We start from the raw sequence: 20,797 nt of genomic DNA, 5'->3' as shown, positions 1-20,797 counted from the left end.
AATCGTGCCATCGCGGGGAATTATGAATGACATTAACCATGATGGAAACGGAGCGTTGCCGTAACATGAAACGTTTATCGGGCAAGAGGCTTGGAGCCGCTCTCGGGCGGATATCGGCGGATGGGGGCGAGTACCGCAAGGTCGCGCTCCTGTTCGCCTATCTGATGTTTGTCGTATCGGCATCGACGGTGGGGAGAACGGCGGCGGATGCGCTGTTCCTGTCGCATTTCGATGCAACCGCTTTATCCAAAATGTATCTTCCCCAGGCGGTTGCGCTCATCCTGACCGGCCTGATCTTCCAGCGATACAGCCCGCGCGTGCGCATCGACCGGCTGATCCAGGGACTCATCCCCGCCATTACCTTGCTCGTCGTCCTGACGCGGATCGGCGCAGGGCTCGGGCATAACTGGACGTTTCCGGTCATTTACGTGGCGTACGACGTGTTCAACTTCCTCATGATCGTCTGCTTCTGGCAATTTGCGCCGTCGGTGCTCGATCAGCGGAAGGTCAAGCGTACCATCGGCCTCGTCGGCAGCGGCGGCATCACGGGCGGTATTCTGAGCGGCTTCGGCCTCAAGCTGATCGTGCCGATCGTCGGCACGACGAATTTGATTTTCTTCTATGCCGGCCTGCAGCTGCTCGCGGTGGTTGCGGTCATCCTCCTCGTGCGGATGGTCGACAATCCGGCGGAGACGTTCTCGCTGACGGACAAGAAGGCGCAGGCGTCCTCGGCTTCGAAGTCGAAGAAGCGCCAGGCGAAGGAAGCGGAGAAGGAAGGGCTATTCGCTTCCGTGCCGCATCTGAAGTATGTGGCGATCATGTCGGCCGCGCTGATTTTGGCGCTGACGTTCATCGATTACCAGTTCAAAGTCATTCTAAGAGGCGAATTGCAAAATGACGCGCTCGCCGGCTTCATGGGAAGCTTCTACGGCTGGGCCGGCTTGCTCGCCTTGTTCGTGCAAGTGTTCATCGCGGGGCGGCTGCTGACCCGGTTCGGGGTTATGGCGGCCATTCTCGTGTTTCCGGTTGTCCTGTTCGCGGGGAGCCTTGGCGTGCTGCTCGTGCCGATGCTCGCTACGGCGGTTATGGTGAAGGGCAGCGACAAGGTCGTCGGAGATACGATTAACGCGTCCGTCAACCAGCTGATCATGTTTCCGATTCCGCCCAAATGGCGCAACCGGGCCAAGAGCTTCCTCGACGGCATCGTCCGCAACGGGGCGAAGGGGCTTGCCGCCATCAGCCTGCTCGCGCTGTCTCCGATCCTCACGGCGCAGCAGTTCAGCTATCTGATCCTGGGGCTCCTGGTTCTCTGCGTTGCTGCGGCCATTAAGGTCAAGGGCGCGTATCTGAAAACGCTGCTCTCTACCCTGCAGTCGGACGGCGCGAAGCTGGACGGGTCTGAGCTTGATTTCATGGATCCCGCGAGCCGCGGGCTGCTCGAGGCCGCTCTGCAGAGCCCGGACAAGCAGCAAGTGTTGTATGCGCTTCGGATTCTTCGCGACATGGAGGGCTTCGATCTGTCACCTCATCTGCCGCGCCTGCTCCGGCACCCGGCCCGTGAGGTCGTGGTCAAGACGCTGCAGCATGTGGAGCGCGTCAAGCCGGCAGGCATGGAGCCTGAATTGTCCGCGCTTGCGCGCGATACCCATGGCGCAGCCAGGCCGCAAGCATTGCTGGCGTTGACTGCGTATGCGAGAGAAGAGTACCTGGACGAAATTACCGGCTATTTGGAAGATTCGGATCTGGAGTTCAAGTCCTGCGCCATCGCAGGATTGATCAAGTACTACGGCATTGAAGGCATGTTCCTCGCGGTCGGCGCCTTGAAGCCGCTGCTCGAGAGCACGGACGAGGAAGAACGGAGCGCCGTAGCGGGACTGTTCGGCCGCATCGGCATCAAGGCGTTCTACAAGCCGCTCATTCCGCTGCTTCAGGACGTATCGCCGCGGGTGAAGCGCCTTGCGCTGCGATCGGCCGGCGCGCTGCAGGTGCGCGAGCTTGTGCCGTACATCGTGCCGCTGCTGCAGCACGGGGATACGCGCAAGGACGCGATCGACGCCCTCGCCGCGTACGACGAGAAGACGATCGTGCCGCTGCTCGAGCCGTATTTCGACGGGAATCATCCGACCATGCATCTGCCGAAAGTATTCGAGCGTCTGGCGACGCCGGCTGCCTTCGATATGCTGCTGTCGCGATATCCGCTGTCCGGCTTCGAGCTGCGGAACAAGCTGCTTGAAGCGCTGATTCGCATGCAGCGCAACGCGGGTCCCGCGGCCGTTAAGCAAATCACCGTCATCGAAGGGCTCGCCGCTGCCGAGATGGAGCTGTACTGGCAGCTGTCGGAGCGGATGAGCGGACTGGGGATGTCGGAAGCGTACCATGACGCGGCGGAAGTTGCAGGGCAGGTGCAGGAGCGTACGATCTGGCGTATCTTCCAGCTGCTCGCGCTGGTCTACGATGCCGCGACGATTCAAGCGGTCTACGCCAACTGGTCGGAAGGCGACGCGCGCCAACAGGCGAACGCGATGGAGGTCATGGACCAGCTGACGCACGGCCCGATCCGGATGGAGCTTGCGCGAATCATGACATCGTCCGGTGCGGCGACGATCGCCGCCCGCACGGATGCGCAGCTGGCAGAACAGCTGTCATGGCTCGCGGCGCTCGATGACGCTTGGCTGCGGCAGGTCATCGGCTTCGCGATGAATCCGGACGGATCGGATTCGCTGAAGGATCATATGGCGCGCATCCGGATGCTGCGCGGCTTCTCGCTCTTCCAAGGGCTGACGAGCCGGGAGCTGTCGGCGCTCGCGGTGAAGCTGACGCCGGTGGCGGCGAAGCGGGGCGAGGCCGTGTTCCGCGCGGAAGATGCCGGGAACTCGCTCTATTTGATCCGCGGCGGACGCATCGGCATCTACCGGCGCGGCGAGAAGCTGAGCGAACGCGGCATCGGCGAATCCTTTGGCCAATCCGGCGTGCTGATACGCCGGGTGCGTTCGGCGGACGCCATTGCCGAAGCGGACAGCTCGCTCTGGCGGCTGGATGCGGATGATTTCTACGAGGTGATGTTCGACCGCTCGGCCATCGCCATCGAGATGATGAAGCTGCTCTCCCGCAGGCTGCGGACGGCGCTTGCCGGGCAGAAGCGAACGGAGAACGCGGCCGGCACGGGTGGTGCCGGCGAAGGAGCCGCAGCCGAAGCGCAAGCTGCCGCAGCTGCGGCGAGGGAGATCGCGGCAGCCGCTCAGGAAGCGGCGGTGGCTTCAACGATCGAGGGCGGCGAGGGAACGGACTCGCTGCTGCGGCGCGTGTTGATTTTGCAGAAAATCGATCTGTTCGCGCACTTGTCCCATGAAGATATCGTGCGGCTCGCGCAGATGGTCGACGAGGTGGAGTATGCCCCGGGCGAGGCCGTCTGCAAGGTCGGGGATTACGGCGACATGCTGTATGGCATCATCGAAGGGACCGTCCGCGTACATCGCGGAGGCGAGACGCTCGCCAGCTTGGGCGAAGGCGATTGCTTCGGCGAGATGGCGATCATCGACAGCGGCCCGCGGTCGGCGGACTGCACGGCGACGGAGCACACGGTACTGCTGCAATTGCACCGCGATCAGGTATTCTCGCTCTGCTTTCAGAACATGGACGTGCTTCGCAGCATGCTGCAGGTGATGGGAGACCGGCTGAAGGGCATGATTGGGTAAGGAAGGTAAGGAAGGTAAGGAAGGTAAGGAAGGTATGAAAGGTAAGGAAGGTACGGAAGGCGAGGCCGGGTCGGCCGACGAACAACGGCTGCAATCGAGCAGGTTATAAGAGAGGAAGATCAACAACATGTTCAAGTACAGCTATAATGCGCTCGTGTATTACGGGGAAGCTTTGCAGGCAAGCGCGGAGCGGCTGGCGCGCTTCGGCTATGACGCGATCGAGCTCGTCGGCGAGCCGAGCGTCTATGATTTCGGACAGGTGCGGGCGGTGACCGCGGATAATGGCTTGAAGGTATCGTCGATCTGTTCGATTTTTAATGCGGAGCGGGATTTGGGTCATCCGGATGCAGCCGTAAGAGCACGCGCCGTCGCGTACGTGAAGGAAGTCGCCGACATGGCCGCCGAGATCGGCGCGCCGACGATCATCGCGGCCCCGGTCGCGAACATGCGAATTCGGGAGATCGGCAGCCGCGAGGACGAGTGGAAGTGGGCGGTCGAGGGCATCCGCGAAGGCGGCGAATATGCGGCCTCGCTCGGCGTTAATCTGTGCATCGAGGCGTGGAACCGATTCGAGTCGTACATGCTGAACAGGCTGGATCAAGCCGAAGCGATGCGCCGGGAGGTCGGCCTGGCGAACGTCGGCATCATGGGCGACACGTTCCATATGAACATCGACGAGCACGACATCGCCGGGGCGATCCGGCAGAACGGGGACGCGCTCATCCACATCCACCTGGCGGACAGCAACCGGGCGGCGCCGGGCGAGGGCCATATGAATTTCGAGCCGATTTTGCGCGCGCTGCGGGATATCGATTACGAAGGGTATCTGACCTTCGAGCTGCTGCCGGCGGCGGCGGATCCGTTCGGCGTCATGAAGCGCGGCGGCGGGCAGGCGTTCTTCGATGCCTATACGGAGCAGGCGATCGGCCGTATCAAGGCGATTGAGCGCAAGCTGATGGCGGAAGCGGGATTGGCAGTCAACGAGCGAATAGTCGCATCCTCTAAATGATCACTGTAGGCCAGAATTCCCGTTCGGGGTTCTGGCCTTGGTTATGGGGGATGGATACTTCTACTGGTATTGTTATTGATCAAGGGAAACGACTCTGAATGGAGGGACGACGGATGAACGCATTGACGAACAAAATCGCGATCGTAACCGGCGCAAGCCGATCAACGGGAATCGGAACGGCCATATGCCGGTCGCTGGCAAGCCAGGGGGCGGATATATTCTTTACCCACTGGCATGCTTTCGATGAAACGGAAGGCAACGGCGGGGAAAAGGAATGGCCCGAGCAGCTGCGCAAGGAACTGGAAAGCTTAGGCGTGCGGGCAAGTCATATGGAAGCGGATTTTGCTAATCCCGAAATGCCGGCGCTTGTTATGGATCAGGTCGAGCGTTCGTTAGGACATGCTTCGATTTTGATTAATAATGCTGCCTATTGCGTATCGACTAACTTTCGAAATCTGGATATAAGGACGCTGGATCAACACTATGTCGTGAACAATCGCGGGACGATCTTGCTCAGCACGGAGTTTGCAAGAAGGTTCGAGAAGCATCATGCAGCGGGAACGCCAGGGCGCATTATATTCATGGTGTCCAAAGGGCCCGATCCCGATAATTTGGCTTATATTTTGACCAAGGGAGCTTTGATTGGCCTGATCGAACCGCTCTCCGTAGGCTTGGCTCCGCTCCATATCACAGTGAACGGTTTCGATCCGGGCCCGACGGATTCAGGCTGGATCACGGAAGAGATGAAGACGCAGTTCTTGCCTATGTTCCCCATGGGGAGGGTCGGCCTGCCGGAAGACGCGGCGAGAGGAATTCGTTTCTTGGCGAGCGACGATTCGCAGTGGATCACGGGGCAAGTGATTCGCTCCGAAGGCGGATTTCTGGGGAAATAATCGTGCTGTTTTTTGGGGATGTTGTCTAGTTTCAGAAATCTTACTCGCCTTCAACGATTATTTCCTTCATCCTTCGCTATATTTCTTCGCTCATAATTCAAGGCATTCATCATACATTTATTATGGCAAGGTATGTATTGAAATTCACTTTCTAATATATTGGAATGTCCATGTAAGAAACCAAACCCAGTCGCTCATACCAAAAGGGGCATTAGGATTAAAAAACCAACTATGATGACTGGGGGAGATATGATGGGATGTATGGATTGTAGGCCAAACAAAAAATGCAGAAAGTGCAAAAGAAAAGCCAATCACATATCCCATCCAAGGAAAAGGAAAAAACATTTAAAAAAGGTCCTTAATAAGAAAGATTTACAAGCCGTGTGTCCACCACTAAAAGTTTTTGTCCCCTTAAATTTAGCTGGTCATAAAGGTTTAGTAGGAGATCCAGTCATCAATGGCCTAACAGGAGCTACAGGTGCCGCCGGAACGAGGGGAGTAACAGGAGCAACGGGTAATACGGGAGTTACTGGAGTTACTGGAGTTACGGGAGTTACTGGAGTTACTGGAGTTACTGGAGTTACGGGAGTTACTGGAGCAACTGGAGCAACTGGAGTAACTGGAGCCACCGGAGCCACCGGAGCGACTGGAATAACTGGAGCAACTGGTGAAACCGGCGCTACAGGAGCAACGGGAGTACCAGGAATACCAGGAGGGGTAACTGGGTCAACAGGGTCAACAGGGGGAACCGGCGCTACGGGAGTAACAGGGGCAACAGGAATAACAGGAATAACAGGAATAACAGGAATAACAGGAATAACAGGAATAACAGGAGTAACAGGAGTGACTGGAGCTACTGGTGAGCCCGGGTCAACTGGAGCAACTGGAATAACAGGGGCAACAGGCGGTGGAGCAACTGGGTCAACCGGAGCAGCTGGCGCAACCGGAGCAACCGGTGAAACCGGTGTAACCGGAGCAACTGGAATAACAGGGGCAACAGGCGGTGGAGCAACTGGGTCAACAGGAGCAGCTGGCGCAACCGGAGCAACCGGTGAAACCGGTGTAACCGGAGCAACTGGAGTAACAGGGTCAACAGGCGGTGGAGCAACAGGGTCAACAGGAACAACAGGAGCAGCTGGCACAACCGGAGCAACCGGTGAAACCGGTGTAACCGGAGCAACTGGAGTAACCGGAGCAACAGGGGTAACCGGAGCAACAGGGGTAACCGGAGCAACTGGGGTAACCGGAGCAACTGGGGTAACCGGAGCAACTGGAGTAACCGGAGCAACTGGGGTAACCGGAGCAACAGGAGTAACCGGAGCAACAGGAGTAACCGGAGCAACAGGGCTAACCGGAGCAACAGGAGCAACAGGGTCAACAGGAACGACGGGGGCAACAGGAGCAACAGGAGTAACCGGAGCAACCGGAGCAACCGGGGTAACAGGTGAAACCGGCACAACAGGAGTAACAGGAGCAACTGGGATAACCGGAGTAACGGGAGCAACGGGAGCAACAGGAGTAACAGGAGCAACCGGGGCAACTGGAGCAACTGGGATAACCGGAGTAACAGGAGTAACAGGAGTAACAGGAGTAACCGGAGTAACAGGAGTAACCGGAGCAACTGGAGCAACCGGAGTAACCGGAATAACAGGAGTAACAGGTGAAACCGGCACAACCGGAATAACAGGAGCAACCGGGGCAATTGGAGCAACAGGAGTAACAGGAGCAACTGGGTCAACAGGAGTAACCGGAGTAACAGGAGTAACCGGAGTAACAGGAGCAACAGGAGTAACAGGAGCAACCGGAGGAACCGGAGTAACCGGAGTAACCGGAGCAACTGGAACGACGGGAGCGACGGGAGCGACGGGAGCAACAGGAGCAGTTGCCACAACGCAAAACGGACTCTTTATCGTTAATGTTTCACCTATTCCGGATGCAACGGCAATTTCGTATTCAACCTCATTTATAAATGGAACTAACATCGTGCATCCAACAGCTACAACTTTTTCATTAGCAATAGGGCATATTTATATGGTTTCATATATGTTCAGGGCGACTAGTTCTATAAATGGAAATGTTACGGTTACACCAAGACTTAATGCAGTATTTGTGAGTGACTTTTCAGGTAAAGCAGCTACAGGAACTACTGTGGCTGATGTAAGTGTATCTGGTACGTTCTTAGCTAACGCTACCGCAGCCGCTATTACAATGGATTTTCTCTATAACGGAACGGCACCAGCCAATCCGACTGATGGTGCTGTCTCGATTATTCAGATTCAGTAAGTCACTGTTGCGAGCCGGCTGATGTAATATCCTTAAGGCCATCAACTTGTGCGATATCGGACCATGATTTCTGCATTGGCCACCTCCCGACCCGCAAAATCATCAAACTGATTAAGCAGTCCGGCTACGACGGCTTTATCACTGTCGAGTTCGAAGGTATGGAAGAGTGCCGCGCGGCGTCCGGATTGCGATGAACAATCTTCGCCAGCTGTGGCTGGAAGCTTAAAAGATTCCGTTTTAGAAAAAGGAGCTTCGCCGCCATCCAAGATGACGGTGAGGCTCCTTTAGGCTTGTTCGTGTCTCCGCGAAATCACGCCGGGTTTACTTCGTCACGGTAACCGTGACGGACGCGCGCGCCGTGCCGTTCTGCTCGGCAGATTCGAAGCGGATGACGGTGCCCGCCTTCAACGGCTCGACCTTCGCGGTGAATGCGCCGCTGCCGTCGGCCGATACGCGATAGGAACGCTTGCCGATCGCGAAGGTCACGACCGCGGCCGGCTGCGTCGTTCCTCGGATCGTCGTTCCGCCAGCTCGCAGCGGATCAACGGTCAGCGACATCGGCGCTTTCAGCACAATCGCGGCCGATTGCAGCGTGACGCCTGCAGTGGAGACCAGGCTAACCTCGGCGTCCCCGCTTAATTTGGCGGGGACGGATAGGACGAAGCCACCATTTGCATCGACCTGCGCTTGGGCGACTTGTTTATTTTTCAACACGAGCCGAACCGTGTCACCGGGGATCCCTTTGCCGGTTATGCTGCTTCCGTACGGTGCGTCGAAGTAAATCGTCAGCATGGAACCGAGCACCGGTTCGGGCAAAGGCTGCACTTGCACGACGCCGGTGCCGAGCTGGTCGTCCGTATCGTTTCCCCAGCCCCACAGACTGCCGTCTTTCTTGATCGCCATCGAATGGGAATAGCCCGCTTGCGCGATTTTCCAGTCGGTATCGCGGCCGATCTGCGCGGGCGCTTTCTCATCCTTCGAGCTTCCCGTCCCTAGAACGCCGCTATAATTTCTGCCGAATGCCCACAGCGTTCCGTTGCTTTTCGTCAGAAGGACATGCATGGTTCCCATGGAGACCGTGGCCCAATTCTTATCTTGGCCGATTTGGACCTGGCGATGCCGAAGAGGAGCGATGATCGGGATCGAAGAGCGCATTTCCGCCTCCGATCGCCCACAGCGTCCCGTCTTGCTTGATCATGAACGCCTCGACGCTGCCTGCCGCCGCATCTTTCCAGACATCCTTGGCGCTGCCGAGTCGCACAAATGCTTTGTCGCCCGTCCCGCTTGGGTTGCCGGCGAGATGACTATAAGCGCCCCAAGCCCATAACGATCCGTTCTGCTTGAGCGCGAGAACGACCGCGGTGCTCTCTTCTTTGGCTAGCGACAGCTTGCTCCAGGTACGGTCCGTCCCGATCTGTACGGGCTGCGAGGCGGCTTCGGCATGATTCGGAAACAACGTCTTGGAAGCGTCCTTTCCCCATGCCCATAGCGTTCCGTCGGTTTTGACGGCGAAAGCCATTCCCAGCCCGGCTTGCACTTGTTTCCAGTCCGAATCGCTGCCGACCTGCTGCATCTTGAGATACCGGCTGTCGGTATCCACCAGATGCTCCTGGTCATACCCCCATGCCCATAACGTGCCGTCAGCCCGAATCGCAAACGTGGTCCTGCTGGAGATGGTGTTTACGGATATCCAATCCTGCCGATCATCCGCACGAATCGGGGTGTTCCGAAAACCGATGTCAGCGCCGCTGATTTGACCGGCATTATTGTTGCCGAAGCCCCATAGCGACCCGTCCGACCGAATCGCCATCGTATGGTCCCAGCCTGCCGACACCGCGCGCCAATCGTTATCCGTTCCGACTCGCTGCGGCGCGTTGGCTTCCGTGCGGCTGCCGTTGCCGAGCTGGCCCTTCGGATTGTAGCCCCAAGACCATAACGTACCGTCGCGCTTCAATGCCACGTTGAAGCCATAGCCGCTGTCTACGTCCGTCCATTCCCTCTCGCTGCCGACTTGCTCAAGCCGAGCATTATCCTTATAGTAGCCGTCTCCGGCATAGCCGTAGGTCCACAAAGTTCCGTCCGACCGGAGAAGAACTTTGGTGGTCGAGGCAGCGAATGCCATCCATTTCGTATCCGAATCCGCAGCCGCATCCAGACGCGCGATGGCCGAATGATCGGTCCCGTCGAAGATGCCGCCCCATGACCAGAGCGAGCCGTCCGTCTTCTGCCCCATCGAGAAGTAGGAGCCTGCCCTCGCCTTGCTCCAGTCGGCGTCCTTTCCGACTTGCGTCGGCGTATCCCCATCGGTGCCATAGGGGACGCCGGCTTGTCCGTTTCCGTTATTGCCCCAGCCCCACAGCGTTCCGTTTGCCTTGATCGCCATGACCTGACCGCCGCCGTCTACCGCGGTGTCTAGCTCTGCCCAGTCCCTGTCTTTCCCGATTCGAGTCAGGCTGACGACGTTCGAGCTTGCCCCGCGACCCATTTTCCACAACGTTCCGTCCACTCGAATCGCATAGGAGGATCCTTTGCCGGCGGCGACGCGCACCCAGTTGCTTCTATCAAGCTCCACCGGTATCGCGCTGCCTATTGCCTTGTTCAGCCCGAGCTCGCCTTCTTCGTTATCGCCCCAGCCCCACAACGTTCCGTCGTTCCGAATCGCCAGCGAGTGGGTGCTGCCGGCCGATACGGACTTCCAGTCGCGGGCCGATCCGATCTGAACGGGGGAGGTTTTATTATCCGTCGTCGCGTCCCCCAGCTGTCCCTTGGCGTTCTCTCCCCAAGCCCATAGCGTGCCATCGGACTTGATGGCAAGCACGTGCTGCAAACCGGTCGAGAATGAGACGACGTCACTCATCATCTCCGCCTGCTCGGCATGCGCGACTTGCGATTTGTTGATGCCGATGCCGGTGCTGATCCCTAACAAACATAAGATTACAATCATAACCAGGAACCGTTTCCTCATTGAAATAACCTCGCTAATAGTGGAATGTACCGTCAGCAGTTCGGTCGCGGATTCCGTCCCAAACCACTAGTAATTTATGCCATATTGGCGAAATGATGAATAGAGAATCATCGGCGCTGATAGAAACCCGAATAGGCCGCGTCCCCCTATTCGGGCGAACCGCGACCTTCCGCGCGACATGCGTGCCGTGCTTCATACAGCAGGTACCAGTGTATGGAATGTAGAAATAAACGTTACCCGAAGCGGATTCATGCAGGCAATGAACCTGTCTAAAACCGAAGGAGGCTTAACATGGAAAACATCAAATACCATTTCCCTACAAACGCCGCGCAGCACCCGCTGGAATTGTCGCAGGAGCGGTTCTTCCTTGATGCCTCCGGGTTGTCCTACGCGACGGATGATCTGGAGGCTCTGCATGATCCTTATCGTAATGAATGGATCAACAAGAATATCCCGATGGGCTACAAGGCGATCCTCATTCTCGAAAGGCTGGCGTTTATCCGGGATGGCCAAGTTGTCATGGAACACGAGCCGACCGATGCTGCCCGAATCGCGGCGAATTTCCGCAGGCCGGAAGCTTCGAAGTACTGTGTCTACAGCAATCGGCCCGTCTCCTTTCCCAAATATAAGGCAAAGCTGAGCAAGCTCAGCCGAACCGATGGCTGGGGCTACCATGATACGACGTGGAACAGCCGCGAAGATGCGGTGGAGGCGGCCATCGAAGCCTCGCGGAAGCCGGAAAAGGATTTATTGATCGTGGCGCGGGTGCTTTGCTTTGTGAACTGGCATTAGTCTTGCCGGCGCTCGGCCAGGTCTCGCATATACCAGGCGTCGCACGCGAAATGCTCCGACCCGGCAAGCGGCGCCTCCAGTTGGACGAAGCCGTGCTTGGCGTAGAAGCGATTGGCCGCCGCCATCGCGGTCAACGTCTCCAAGTAGCAGTACCGGTAATGGCGGTTTGCGAACGCCAAGGCGACGGCTAATAACGGGGCAGCGGCCCCCGTTCCTCTTGCCTGCGGCAGCAGGTACATTTTCTGCAGCTCGCAGATTTCGCCGGATTCGGCAAACGGCGCGATTCCGCAGCCGCCGACAATCGTTCCCTCTACCTCGACGACCCAGTAGCTGCTTCCCTCGGCGGCATAGAAATCGGATAGATGGCTCAAACTCTCGTCTTCCCAGGCGAGTCCGGCCCGATTGGCTCCGAATTCGATCAGGCAGCTTCTTATGATGCGTTCGACGGCAGCGTCGTCCCGCGGCTGGATTTCTCGGATCATCATAGCTTGTGCTCCTCCACTTCTTCCGTCGGCATCGGCGTATCCTTCCCGTAGAGCTCTTCCAAATGCGCGATATGTTCGACGCCCCAGTCATTCATCGCCTGCAATAAGGCTGCCATTCGCTGTCCGTAAGCCGAGATGGAATATTCGACTTTGGGCGGAACTTGAGGGTAGACCTCGCGATGGATGATGTCGTGATACTCTAATTCTCTTAACTGCTGCGTGAGCATCTTTTTGGTAATGTCCGGAATAGCCTTCTGCAGCTCGCTGAACCGCATCGTGCCGTTCGCGAATAGACGGAGCAGGATAACGGGCTTCCATTTCCCGACGAGGATGTCTAATGCCGTTTCGAATTTGCAATAAGCGGTCATGGACGATGCGCGCTCCTTTATTTATCTAAGGTTTCGATAAGTATACTAGGTATAATTCAAGTGCCTACTTCCCAAATAGGCTCCCGCAAAATAGTATAGGCCTAGATAGGGAGAAGCACAAACAGAGGAGCGGGCGAACGATGAATGTCGCGATATGGATTGTCCAGGGAATCGCATGCGCAGGGTTTATTTTCTCGGGATGGATGAAGGCGTTTCTTTATGGGAAAGCCGCGGCGTCCTGGCCTTGGGCGAAAGAGGTTCCGAGAGGCTTGGTATTCTTCATTGGCCTGGCGGAGCTGATCGGGGCTGTTGGATTGATCGTGCCTGAAGCGACGGATATCGCGCCGATGCTGACGCCGATTGCCGCCATCGGACTTGCTGCCATCGTTCTCTTGGGCGCCTTATTCCATGTGAAACGCCGAGAATATCCAGACATCGCCGTGAATATCGTGTTCTTGGCGTTAGCTTTGTTCGTCGCGATCGGCCGGGTTTGAAGCGGGGGAACCCGGCGCTCCCGTACCGTTGAGGCTGACCGCTTGCGGCAGGCATTGTTGAAGGCGCCGCGATCGCGTATAGTTGTTGGGAAGACGGGCCGAGGCCCTCGATCACGATAACCATACGCAGGAGAACCGATTGCCATGAGACAAGCCGATAAACGACAGGCGATATTTTTTGACGTGGACGATACGTTGTATGATCATTTAACTCCGTTTCGCAAGGCGGTCGAAGAGGTGGCCGGGCCGCTGGGCTCGCTTGACGGCTTTCCGTTCGAGCAGGCTTATCACCGTCTGCGCTATCACAGCGACATGCTGTCGCTGGAGCTTGGCGGCGCGGGGGCTATGGAGGCAGGCGCCGCGACGGAAGCGATGCGGGTGCGCCGATTCCGGCTGACGCTGGCCGAATTCGGCTTCGCGCTCTCCGATGCCCAGGCAGAAGCGATGCAAGCGGCCTATATCGGCTGCCAATACGATATTACGATGTTCGAGGGTGCTCGTGAACTCATGGAAGAGCTGGTCCGCCGAGGGTGGATCGTCGGTCTGATCACGAACGGCGCCCCGGCGCATCAGCGCCGCAAGATCGAAGCGATGCGGCTGGATGGGCTGATCCCGCGGGAACGGCAGATTATCTCCGGCGCGCTGGGCTGGGACAAACCGGATCGGCGCGTATTTCAATACGCGAACGAGCTGACGGACACCGATCCGGCGAACAGCGTCTACGTGGGCGACTCTTGGCGCAACGACGTCGTCGGCGCCGTCGAAGCCGGCTGGACCGTCGTTTGGTTCAATCACCGCGGGGCGGAGCGGGAGACCGGGCATGAACCGGCGCATGCGGTTTCGGGTTATGCGGAGCTTGCGAAGCTGCTATTGGACTGATATCGGATCGGCTGAACAGATCCGCATGCATGGCCTCCCCTACATGGCCCACTTGGCAAAATTACAGGCGCGGCAAGCTGATTTCTCAGCTTGCCGCGCTTTGTCTTTACACAACTTTAATTATTTTCGACAAAAACCGCACCTTTTTTAAAGTTTCTGCGTCCATATAGAGACGATAAAGCGTTTTACCGTAGATTTTAGGCGGAAAGACTTATATTATTAATGAGAGAGTCTGTTGAAAACAACAGAGTTATTGGTTCTTTACGCCTTTGTTTTGTCGAATTATAACCATTATATTACATATTTTCGACAAGATGTGCACGAAGCGATCTGATAGATATGCGGAAAGCAATAGGAATATGGAAACCGCGGGAACTGGAGCTAAAGCCAGGCCGGGAACGAATCGCAAATAGGGTCGAATTTCATTGCCACAGTTAGTCGCAATGTGGGTAATGGTAGATATCGCTGTAGGAATACCAAAAACCGCAGTTAGAATACCAAGAATCGATGAAGAGAAAAGCCGGCCAGCATAGGCTTATTAATTTAGAGCAGAGGAGTCATGTCATTGCGCGCGAGGAAAATCGGATGGGAGCCGCACCGAATCCAGGCTGCCTGCAAACGAATTGCCGTTGGCACCGTCGTCATGTTGATCGCCGGTCTGCTAGCGGGCTGCGGCATATTCGGCGACGGCCAACCCTCCGAAGTGGAGAGCGGGACGAAGACGCCGGCGAAGGTCGTTCGCTATACCGGCACCATGAGCCGGGCGGTCACCTTCGTCTACACGGCTCGCAAGGAGCTCTCCTTGACCTTCAATGGCATGGGCGATGCCGATACGATGAAGCGGCTGCTGGACCAATTGGATACGTACGGGATCAAAGCGACGTTCTTCCTGCCAGGCATGCGGGTTGCCGAGGAGCCGGACATTGCGAAAGCCATTGCGGCTAGAGGGCATGAAGTCGAGAACAACACGTTGAATCGGTTGGACATGAGCAAGCTGCCTTACGATCAGATATACAACGAAATCAAGCTGAGCAACGACGTCATCCGGAAGCAGACGGGAGTCAAGCCGCGTTACATACGGACGAAATCGGGCGATTACTCGGATGATGTCCGTCTAGCGGCGGCGCACCTCGGGATGGAGGCCGTCGTCAGCTACAATATCAACCCGAAGGACAGGCAGATGCAAAGCGCGGCGGAGATCGGGAGCTACGTCGAACGCTTCATGATGCGAGGCGGCATCATTAACCTGGATACGGACGTCAATCCGCACGTGGTCGATGCGATTCCCCTCATTGCCGCCGCGGCAAAGGACATCGGCTACAAGCTCGTTCCGCTGCAGGAGCTGATCCGAAACGGCGGGGAACGCAAGCCGCTGCAGGACATTCCGGGCTGGGATGCGGCGAAGGTCAATTCCGACTACAAGAACGGGCAGTACAAGCTCGTCTATCGTCAGGACGGTTTGAAGACGAAGCAGGTCGCGCTGACCTTCGACGATTGGGGGAGCGACCGCACGATCACGAAGATTCTCGATATTCTGGCCGCGGAGAACGTGAAGGCAACCTTCTTCCTTCGGGCGAAGGGGACGGAGAGCAACCCGAACCTGGCCAGAGCGATGGTCGAAGGCGGCCATGACGTGGCGAACCACTCGTACAGCCATCCTGTCGTCACGACACTATCGCCCGAAGCGCTGCAGGAAGATATCGTGAAGGCGCATCGCGTCATTACGGAAGCGATCCAGCAGAAGCCAACGATGCTGTTCCGTCCCCCGACAGGGGTGATCGATGATGAGACAGGCAAGGTCATCGCGGCGACAGGCTATCCCGTCATCGCGATGTACGAGGTGACGACGCTGGACTGGGACGCGAAGAACAGCGCGGCCGATATCGTCAAGGGCATCATGAAGCAAACGACGGGCGGAAGCGTGATACTGCTGCACATGCTGGACGACATTCATACCATCGAGGCGCTGCCGACGGCCATCGAGCAGCTGAAGCAGAAAGGCTATACCTTTGTAAAAATGGCAGACCTTATCGGTCTTGAACGCTAACCAACATCCTGGCATTCGTTATGCAACGAGAAGGTGGCTGTATGAAATCATGAAATTCTCCAAGACCATTCTACTATTGCTGCTCGCAGTCAGCATGCTCGCAGGATGCGATCAGGCATCCTCAAGCGCCAAGAACGCAGTCCAGCATGACGAGAAGCCGATCGCGAGACCGCAAGATATACAAGGCAGCAAAATCGAGACCATGGTCTATACCACGAAGCGGGAGCTGTCTCTTACCTTCGACGGCATGGCGGATAAAGAGACCATGGAACGGATCTTGAAGGACCTGGACGAATACGGAATCAAAGCGACGTTCTTCCTGCCGGGCATGCGCGTAGCCGAGGAACCCGATATCGCGAACGAGATTCGATCCCGAGGACACGAAATCGAGAGCAATACGCTGAATAGGGAAGACGTGAGCCATCTCACGTACGCGCAGATCTTGAAAGATTTGAAGCTCAGCATGGGGGTCATCCAACAAAAAACAGGCATCTCCCCGCGTTATGTCAGGGCCGCGAACGGTTCGTCGAATGAAGATTTACGGGTGGCGGCAGCGGAGAACGGAATGGACGCCGTCGTCGGCAGCAGCTTGTATCTGCACAATTGGAAGAATGAAACGGAGCTCCAGAAGCGCAATTATATTCGAAAATATATCAATCGCGGCGGCATTATCGCCATCGACGCCGAGGAGAACAAAACCATCGATGCTTCGATCGCTCTCATCGCCCAAGGCGCGCGAGATGTCGGCTATTCGCTCGTCCCCGTCGACAAGCTGATTCAGGACGGCGGCGAACGCAAACCGCTGGAGCAGATACCGGGCTATGACGCGGCCCGAATCGATTCCGATTACGGCGATGCAACGTACCGCGTCTTCACTAAGAAGGAAGGCGATACCAAGAAGGAAGTATCCTTGACCTTCGACGATTGGGGAACGGATTACACCGTGACGAAGATCCTGGATACGCTGGACGCGTATAAGGTGAAGGCTTCCTTCTTCCTGCGCGCGGACGGCGTGGAGAAGAATCCGAATCTGGCTCGCGCGATCGCGGAGCAAGGGCATGACGTGGCGAATCATACCTACTCCCATCCGGTCATCACCTCGGTGACTCCGGAAGTGCTTCAGGAGGAGATCGTCAAAGCGCATCGGATTATCGCCGAGGCGATCCAAGAACAGCCGACCATGCTGTTTAGACCGCCTACCGGGGATTACGATGCCCGAACGCTCAAGGTCGTCGGGGCCACGGGCTATCATGACGTTGCGATCTTCGACGTGACGCCCGATGACTACGTCAAGAGTCGAAGCGCTGCCCAGATCGCGCAAGCCGTGAAAGAGCAGACTTCAAACGGGAGCGTCGTTCTGCTGCATCTATTGGACGATATTCAAACCGTTCAAGCACTTCCGATCATTATTAAAGAGCTTCGTTCGGAAGGGTATACATTCGTGCGGATGTCGGAGCTGATGGGTCTGCACGGCGTAACCTCGAAATCATAAATGGCTGCATCCTTAACCGAACCGAAGGGGTTGATCGAATGAATACGACGACGAGCAAGAGAATGGAGCTTTACGACCGCATCACGGACCGGCTGGAACCGCTGGCCGTCATCGGCCTTGGTTACGTCGGCTTGCCGATCGCGATGGCTTTTGCCAAGCAAGCGAACGTGATCGGCTTCGACGTGAGCGAACGGAAGATCCAAGAACTCCGCAGCGGCATCGATGCGACCGGAGATATCGGCGGCGATGCGGTCCGCGAGAGCGAAGTCGCGTTCACGTCCGACCCGGATCGGCTGGACGGGGTCCGCTGCTTCATCGTCGCGGTGCCGACTCCGGTCATGGGCGGCAACGTGCCCGACCTGGGCTATGTCCAGGAGGCGAGCCGGCTCGTCGGCTCGAAGCTGCGGAAGGGCGCCGTTGTCGTCTACGAATCGACCGTATATCCGGGCGTGACGGAGGACGTGTGCATTCCGATTCTTGAAGAGGAATCCGGACTGCTCTGCGGAGTCGATTTCAAGGTCGGGTACTCGCCGGAGCGGATCAACCCGGGGGATAAGGAGCATCGGCTGGAAAATATCGTCAAGATCGTCTCCGGCATGGACGAGGAGACGCTCGATACGGTCGCTGGCCTGTACGAGCTGATCATCGAAGCCGGCGTCTACCGAGCGGAGAGCATTCGCGTGGCCGAGGCCGCGAAGGTAATCGAGAACGCGCAGCGCGACATCAATATCGCCTTCATGAACGAATTGTCGATGCTGTTCAACGGCATGGGCATCGATACGAAGTCGGTGCTGCGGGCGGCGGGCACGAAGTGGAACTTCCTCCCGTTCACGCCGGGCCTTGTCGGCGGCCACTGCATCGGCATCGACCCGTACTATCTGACGTACAAGGCGGAGGATACGGGCTACCGCTCCAAAATCATTTTGGCGGGCAGGCATGTCAACGAAGGCATGGGCAAGTATATTGCCCAGCAGATCATCAAGGTGCTGGTGAAGCTGAAGCAGAACCTCGCCAACGTGCGGGTCGGCTTTCTTGGCTTGTCCTATAAGGAAGACAGCTCCGATATCCGGAACACGAAGGTGAAGGATATCATTCAGGAGCTGAAGGAGTACGGCATCACGCCGATCATCGGCGATCCCTTCGTGGACAAAGGAACGGCGTATCGCGAGCACGGGATCGAGCTGTCGGACATGGAAGAGCTGAAGAACTTGGACGCCGTCGTCGTCGCCGTGCCGCATACGCCGTTCAGGCAGATGAACATCGCGGATTTCGAGCAGCTCTTCGGCCGGGACGCCGCCAAGATCATGATCGATATCAAAGGCATTTATGATAAAAGCACTTACGAAAGCAGCGGGTTCCACTACTGGAGTCTATGAGGCAGGCGGCCGATTGACGGCACTGTCGTCAACGTGGGCTTCGGGGAGGAGGCAGGCGAGCCATCGTGTTCAAACGAAAGAAAAAAGACATCGTCGAGGTGCTGTCCGTCCCGCGCAACGACCGGCGGACGCTCTCGAACGTGCCGGATCCCGAGAAGATCCGGATGCAGGCCGATCGCAGGGGCGAGAAAGCAATCAAGAGCGACAAGGGCGACAAAGGCGACAAAGGCGGCATTCGCAGCAGCCAGAGCTACGCAAGCGGCCAGGAAAACAAAGCCGACGCATGGGGCGACGAGACGCGGAATGCGGCCGAGCTCGAGCGGCTGCGGCTGCTCAGCCTGCGGTACATGGCGGATTTCGAAGTCGTGATGACCGGTCCGCGGCAGACGAAACGGACGGCTTACCGGGGGAAGGCGGTCGATATTTCTTCGACGGGCATCCTCGTGGCGCTGCCGCCGGGAGAGAATCGGTATGCCGTCGGCCAAGTCGTGAATCTGCGCTTCCACATTCCGCCGGGCACGATGCCGGAAGGCTTCGAGTCGGCGGTCAGGCTGGATGCGGCCCTCGTCCGGACGTTCGTCCGGGAGCAGGACGGGCTGGAGCAGCTGATGCTGGCGTTCGAATTCGCCAAGCCGCTGACCGAATATTTGCAGCGCAAACGATGGGGCTATTCCGTCTATGCCGCAAGCGGCGCGCTGTTCGCGGCGGTATGTCTCATCATGCTGCTGCGTGTGGAGAGCTTGATTTATTTCAAGTACAATTACTTGCTGTACCTGTACAGCTTGACGGCAGCGGCGTTCCTGCTGTCGCGGTATTTGTTCGGGGCGCTGTACCGGGAGGTGCCGGTCAATCGGCATTATACGCCGGGCGTCTCGATCATCATTCCATGCTTCAACGAGCAGGAATGGATTCACCGGACGATTCTCAGCTGCGTCAATCAGGACTATCCGACGGACAAGCTGGAGATCATCGTCGTGGATGACAAGTCGCTCGATAATTCGGCCGCGCGCATTCAAGAGGTCATTGCCCTTATTCATCAAGAAGCGGAACGATACGCCACGAAGGACCGCGTGAAGTTTCACATCCTGGAGGAGAACGGCGGCAAGCGCGTCGCGCTCGTCAAGGGCGTGGAGATGGCCAAGCATAACCTGGTCGTCTTCGTCGACTCCGACAGCTTCCTGGAGCCGACGGCCATTCGCCGTCTGGTGCAGCCGTTTCAGGATCCCCGCATGGGCGGGGTCGCGGGACGGACCGACGTGGAGAACAAATACACGAATACGATTACGAAGCTGCAGACCGTGCGGTATTACATCGCCTTCCGGATCATGAAGGCGGCGGAGTCGTACTTTGACAGCGTCACCTGCTTGTCCGGTCCGTTGTCCTGCTACCGCAAGGACTTGATCCTGAAGCATAGGGATGCGTGGCTGAATCAGAAGTTTCTGGGACAGCCCGCCACGTTCGGCGACGACCGCAGCATGACGAACTTCATTCTTCAGACGCATCGTACCGGCTATCAGGATTCGGCGATCTGCTCGACGATCGTGCCGTCCGACACGGGCGTCTTCCTGCGGCAGCAGATGCGGTGGAAACGCTCGTGGCTGCGCGAATCGCTGCGTGCCGGCGGATTTATTTGGCGCAAGGAGCCGTTCATGGCGCTGTTCTTCTATGTCGGCCTCGTCGTGCCGATCGCGGCGCCGGTCATCGTGGCCTACAATCTCGGCTACGTGCCGCTCGTGCATCACGTGTTTCCGGGCACGTTCCTGATGGGGCTCCTGATGATGGCGCTCCTGATGAGTTTGGCTCACCTCTTGTTCCGCAAGAGCAGGCTCTGGCTGTTCGGACTCGTGTTCTGCATCTTCTACGAGCTGGTGCTGCTGTGGCAGATGCCCGTCGCATGGGTCACCTTCTGGAAATCCACCTGGGGGACGCGGGAGACGCCGCAGGATATCGAAGCCCGCGAGCGCAAGGAAGCGCGGAAGAACAAAAATAAAAAGAATCGAATCGGATTGGGGCAGTAAC

Annotated in this window: 15 protein-coding genes and 1 pseudogene; 12 read left to right on the top strand and 4 right to left on the bottom strand. The window is 57.4% G+C overall.

The annotated features are described in order from the left end of the window. The first annotated feature begins 65 nt into the window (after positions 1 to 65). The 5 genes and pseudogenes from AC0YNU_RS20275 to AC0YNU_RS20255 form a co-directional block, all read left to right on the top strand. Positions 66 to 3,695, top strand: a complete 3,630-nt coding sequence (locus AC0YNU_RS20275; protein ID WP_475759950.1) for an Npt1/Npt2 family nucleotide transporter — start codon at positions 66 to 68, stop codon at positions 3,693 to 3,695. 127 nt (positions 3,696 to 3,822) lie between these two features. After that, positions 3,823 to 4,704 (top strand): TIM barrel protein, encoded by an 882-nt coding sequence (locus tag AC0YNU_RS20270; protein ID WP_475759948.1) that lies wholly within the window; start codon positions 3,823 to 3,825, stop codon positions 4,702 to 4,704. 113 nt (positions 4,705 to 4,817) lie between these two features. After that, positions 4,818 to 5,597 (top strand): SDR family oxidoreductase, encoded by a 780-nt coding sequence (locus AC0YNU_RS20265; RefSeq protein ID WP_475759947.1) that lies wholly within the window; start codon positions 4,818 to 4,820, stop codon positions 5,595 to 5,597. Between the two features lie 231 nt (positions 5,598 to 5,828). Continuing rightward, positions 5,829 to 7,880: an exosporium protein gene (locus AC0YNU_RS20260; protein ID WP_475759945.1), complete on the top strand. Its 2,052-nt coding sequence runs from the start codon at positions 5,829 to 5,831 to the stop codon at positions 7,878 to 7,880. Between the two features lie 77 nt (positions 7,881 to 7,957). Continuing rightward, positions 7,958 to 8,106 (top strand): annotated as a pseudogene (locus tag AC0YNU_RS20255) (sugar phosphate isomerase/epimerase family protein); the annotation flags it as partial. A gap of 95 nt (positions 8,107 to 8,201) precedes the next feature. On the opposite strand, the gene AC0YNU_RS20250 reads toward AC0YNU_RS20255, so the two are convergent. Beyond that, entirely contained in the window at positions 8,202 to 9,035 is an 834-nt protein-coding gene (locus AC0YNU_RS20250; RefSeq protein WP_475759943.1) for a hypothetical protein, read from the bottom strand. Continuing rightward, positions 8,971 to 10,824 (bottom strand): RCC1 domain-containing protein, encoded by a 1,854-nt coding sequence (locus AC0YNU_RS20245; protein ID WP_475759941.1) that lies wholly within the window; start codon positions 10,822 to 10,824, stop codon positions 8,971 to 8,973. Before AC0YNU_RS20245 ends, AC0YNU_RS20250 begins: the two co-directional genes overlap by 65 nt. Positions 10,825 to 11,136: 312 nt before the next feature. Between AC0YNU_RS20245 and AC0YNU_RS20240 the strand changes: the two genes are divergently transcribed. Then, complete coding sequence (locus tag AC0YNU_RS20240; RefSeq protein WP_475759939.1) at positions 11,137 to 11,637, top strand: hypothetical protein; 501 nt, start codon at positions 11,137 to 11,139, stop codon at positions 11,635 to 11,637. Here AC0YNU_RS20240 and AC0YNU_RS20235 read toward each other — a convergent pair. Together AC0YNU_RS20235 and AC0YNU_RS20230 are read right to left on the bottom strand one after the other, a co-directional pair. Beyond that, positions 11,634 to 12,122, bottom strand: a complete 489-nt coding sequence (locus tag AC0YNU_RS20235) for a GNAT family N-acetyltransferase (protein WP_475759937.1) — start codon at positions 12,120 to 12,122, stop codon at positions 11,634 to 11,636. The genes AC0YNU_RS20240 and AC0YNU_RS20235 overlap by 4 nt on opposite strands. Next, positions 12,119 to 12,490, bottom strand: coding sequence for a winged helix-turn-helix transcriptional regulator (locus AC0YNU_RS20230; protein ID WP_475759935.1), 372 nt, complete (start codon positions 12,488 to 12,490; stop codon positions 12,119 to 12,121). Before AC0YNU_RS20230 ends, AC0YNU_RS20235 begins: the two co-directional genes overlap by 4 nt. A 140-nt stretch (positions 12,491 to 12,630) precedes the next feature. Between AC0YNU_RS20230 and AC0YNU_RS20225 the strand changes: the two genes are divergently transcribed. The 6 genes from AC0YNU_RS20225 to AC0YNU_RS20200 all read left to right on the top strand — a co-directional run bounded on the left by AC0YNU_RS20225 (position 12,631) and on the right by AC0YNU_RS20200 (position 20,796). Further along, a complete protein-coding gene (locus tag AC0YNU_RS20225) occupies positions 12,631 to 12,984 on the top strand; it encodes a DoxX family protein (RefSeq protein WP_475759933.1) in 354 nt (117 codons plus the stop codon). Positions 12,985 to 13,128: 144 nt separating this feature from the next. Continuing rightward, a complete protein-coding gene (locus AC0YNU_RS20220) occupies positions 13,129 to 13,863 on the top strand; it encodes an HAD family hydrolase (protein ID WP_475759931.1) in 735 nt (244 codons plus the stop codon). Between the two features lie 643 nt (positions 13,864 to 14,506). Next, entirely contained in the window at positions 14,507 to 15,910 is a 1,404-nt protein-coding gene (locus AC0YNU_RS20215; protein WP_475759977.1) for a polysaccharide deacetylase family protein, read from the top strand. A gap of 49 nt (positions 15,911 to 15,959) precedes the next feature. Continuing rightward, positions 15,960 to 17,402, top strand: coding sequence for a polysaccharide deacetylase family protein (locus AC0YNU_RS20210; protein ID WP_475759929.1), 1,443 nt, complete (start codon positions 15,960 to 15,962; stop codon positions 17,400 to 17,402). Positions 17,403 to 17,464: 62 nt separating this feature from the next. Continuing rightward, the gene (locus tag AC0YNU_RS20205; protein WP_475759975.1) at positions 17,465 to 18,778 is read left to right on the top strand and encodes a nucleotide sugar dehydrogenase; all 1,314 of its coding nucleotides are present in this window, start codon (positions 17,465 to 17,467) and stop codon (positions 18,776 to 18,778) included. A gap of 65 nt (positions 18,779 to 18,843) precedes the next feature. After that, positions 18,844 to 20,796, top strand: coding sequence for a glycosyltransferase family 2 protein (locus tag AC0YNU_RS20200; protein ID WP_475759927.1), 1,953 nt, complete (start codon positions 18,844 to 18,846; stop codon positions 20,794 to 20,796). Position 20,797 lies beyond the last annotated feature (1 nt).

It is taken from the genome of Paenibacillus sp. J31P316, assembly GCF_056269105.1.
Note: the sequence above shows the minus strand (reverse complement) of the source record. Positions and strands in the feature narration are given on the sequence as shown.

Bases quoted from the DNA above. Each gene is read 5' to 3' on its own strand.
- AC0YNU_RS20215 (WP_475759977.1), top strand. From the start codon at position 14,507: ATGTTGATCGCCGGTCTGCTAGCGGGCTGCGGCATATTCGGCGACGGC.
- AC0YNU_RS20230 (WP_475759935.1), bottom strand. From the start codon at position 12,490: ATGACCGCTTATTGCAAATTCGAAACGGCATTAGACATCCTCGTCGGG.
- AC0YNU_RS20265 (WP_475759947.1), top strand. From the start codon at position 4,818: ATGAACGCATTGACGAACAAAATCGCGATCGTAACCGGCGCAAGCCGA.
- AC0YNU_RS20250 (WP_475759943.1), bottom strand. From the start codon at position 9,035: ATGCGCTCTTCGATCCCGATCATCGCTCCTCTTCGGCATCGCCAGGTC.
- AC0YNU_RS20240 (WP_475759939.1), top strand. From the start codon at position 11,137: ATGGAAAACATCAAATACCATTTCCCTACAAACGCCGCGCAGCACCCG.
- AC0YNU_RS20225 (WP_475759933.1), top strand. From the start codon at position 12,631: ATGAATGTCGCGATATGGATTGTCCAGGGAATCGCATGCGCAGGGTTT.
- AC0YNU_RS20270 (WP_475759948.1), top strand. From the start codon at position 3,823: ATGTTCAAGTACAGCTATAATGCGCTCGTGTATTACGGGGAAGCTTTG.
- AC0YNU_RS20275 (WP_475759950.1), top strand. From the start codon at position 66: ATGAAACGTTTATCGGGCAAGAGGCTTGGAGCCGCTCTCGGGCGGATA.
- AC0YNU_RS20220 (WP_475759931.1), top strand. From the start codon at position 13,129: ATGAGACAAGCCGATAAACGACAGGCGATATTTTTTGACGTGGACGAT.
- AC0YNU_RS20260 (WP_475759945.1), top strand. From the start codon at position 5,829: ATGATGACTGGGGGAGATATGATGGGATGTATGGATTGTAGGCCAAAC.
- AC0YNU_RS20210 (WP_475759929.1), top strand. From the start codon at position 15,960: ATGAAATTCTCCAAGACCATTCTACTATTGCTGCTCGCAGTCAGCATG.
- AC0YNU_RS20245 (WP_475759941.1), bottom strand. From the start codon at position 10,824: ATGATTGTAATCTTATGTTTGTTAGGGATCAGCACCGGCATCGGCATC.
- AC0YNU_RS20205 (WP_475759975.1), top strand. From the start codon at position 17,465: ATGGAGCTTTACGACCGCATCACGGACCGGCTGGAACCGCTGGCCGTC.
- AC0YNU_RS20235 (WP_475759937.1), bottom strand. From the start codon at position 12,122: ATGATGATCCGAGAAATCCAGCCGCGGGACGACGCTGCCGTCGAACGC.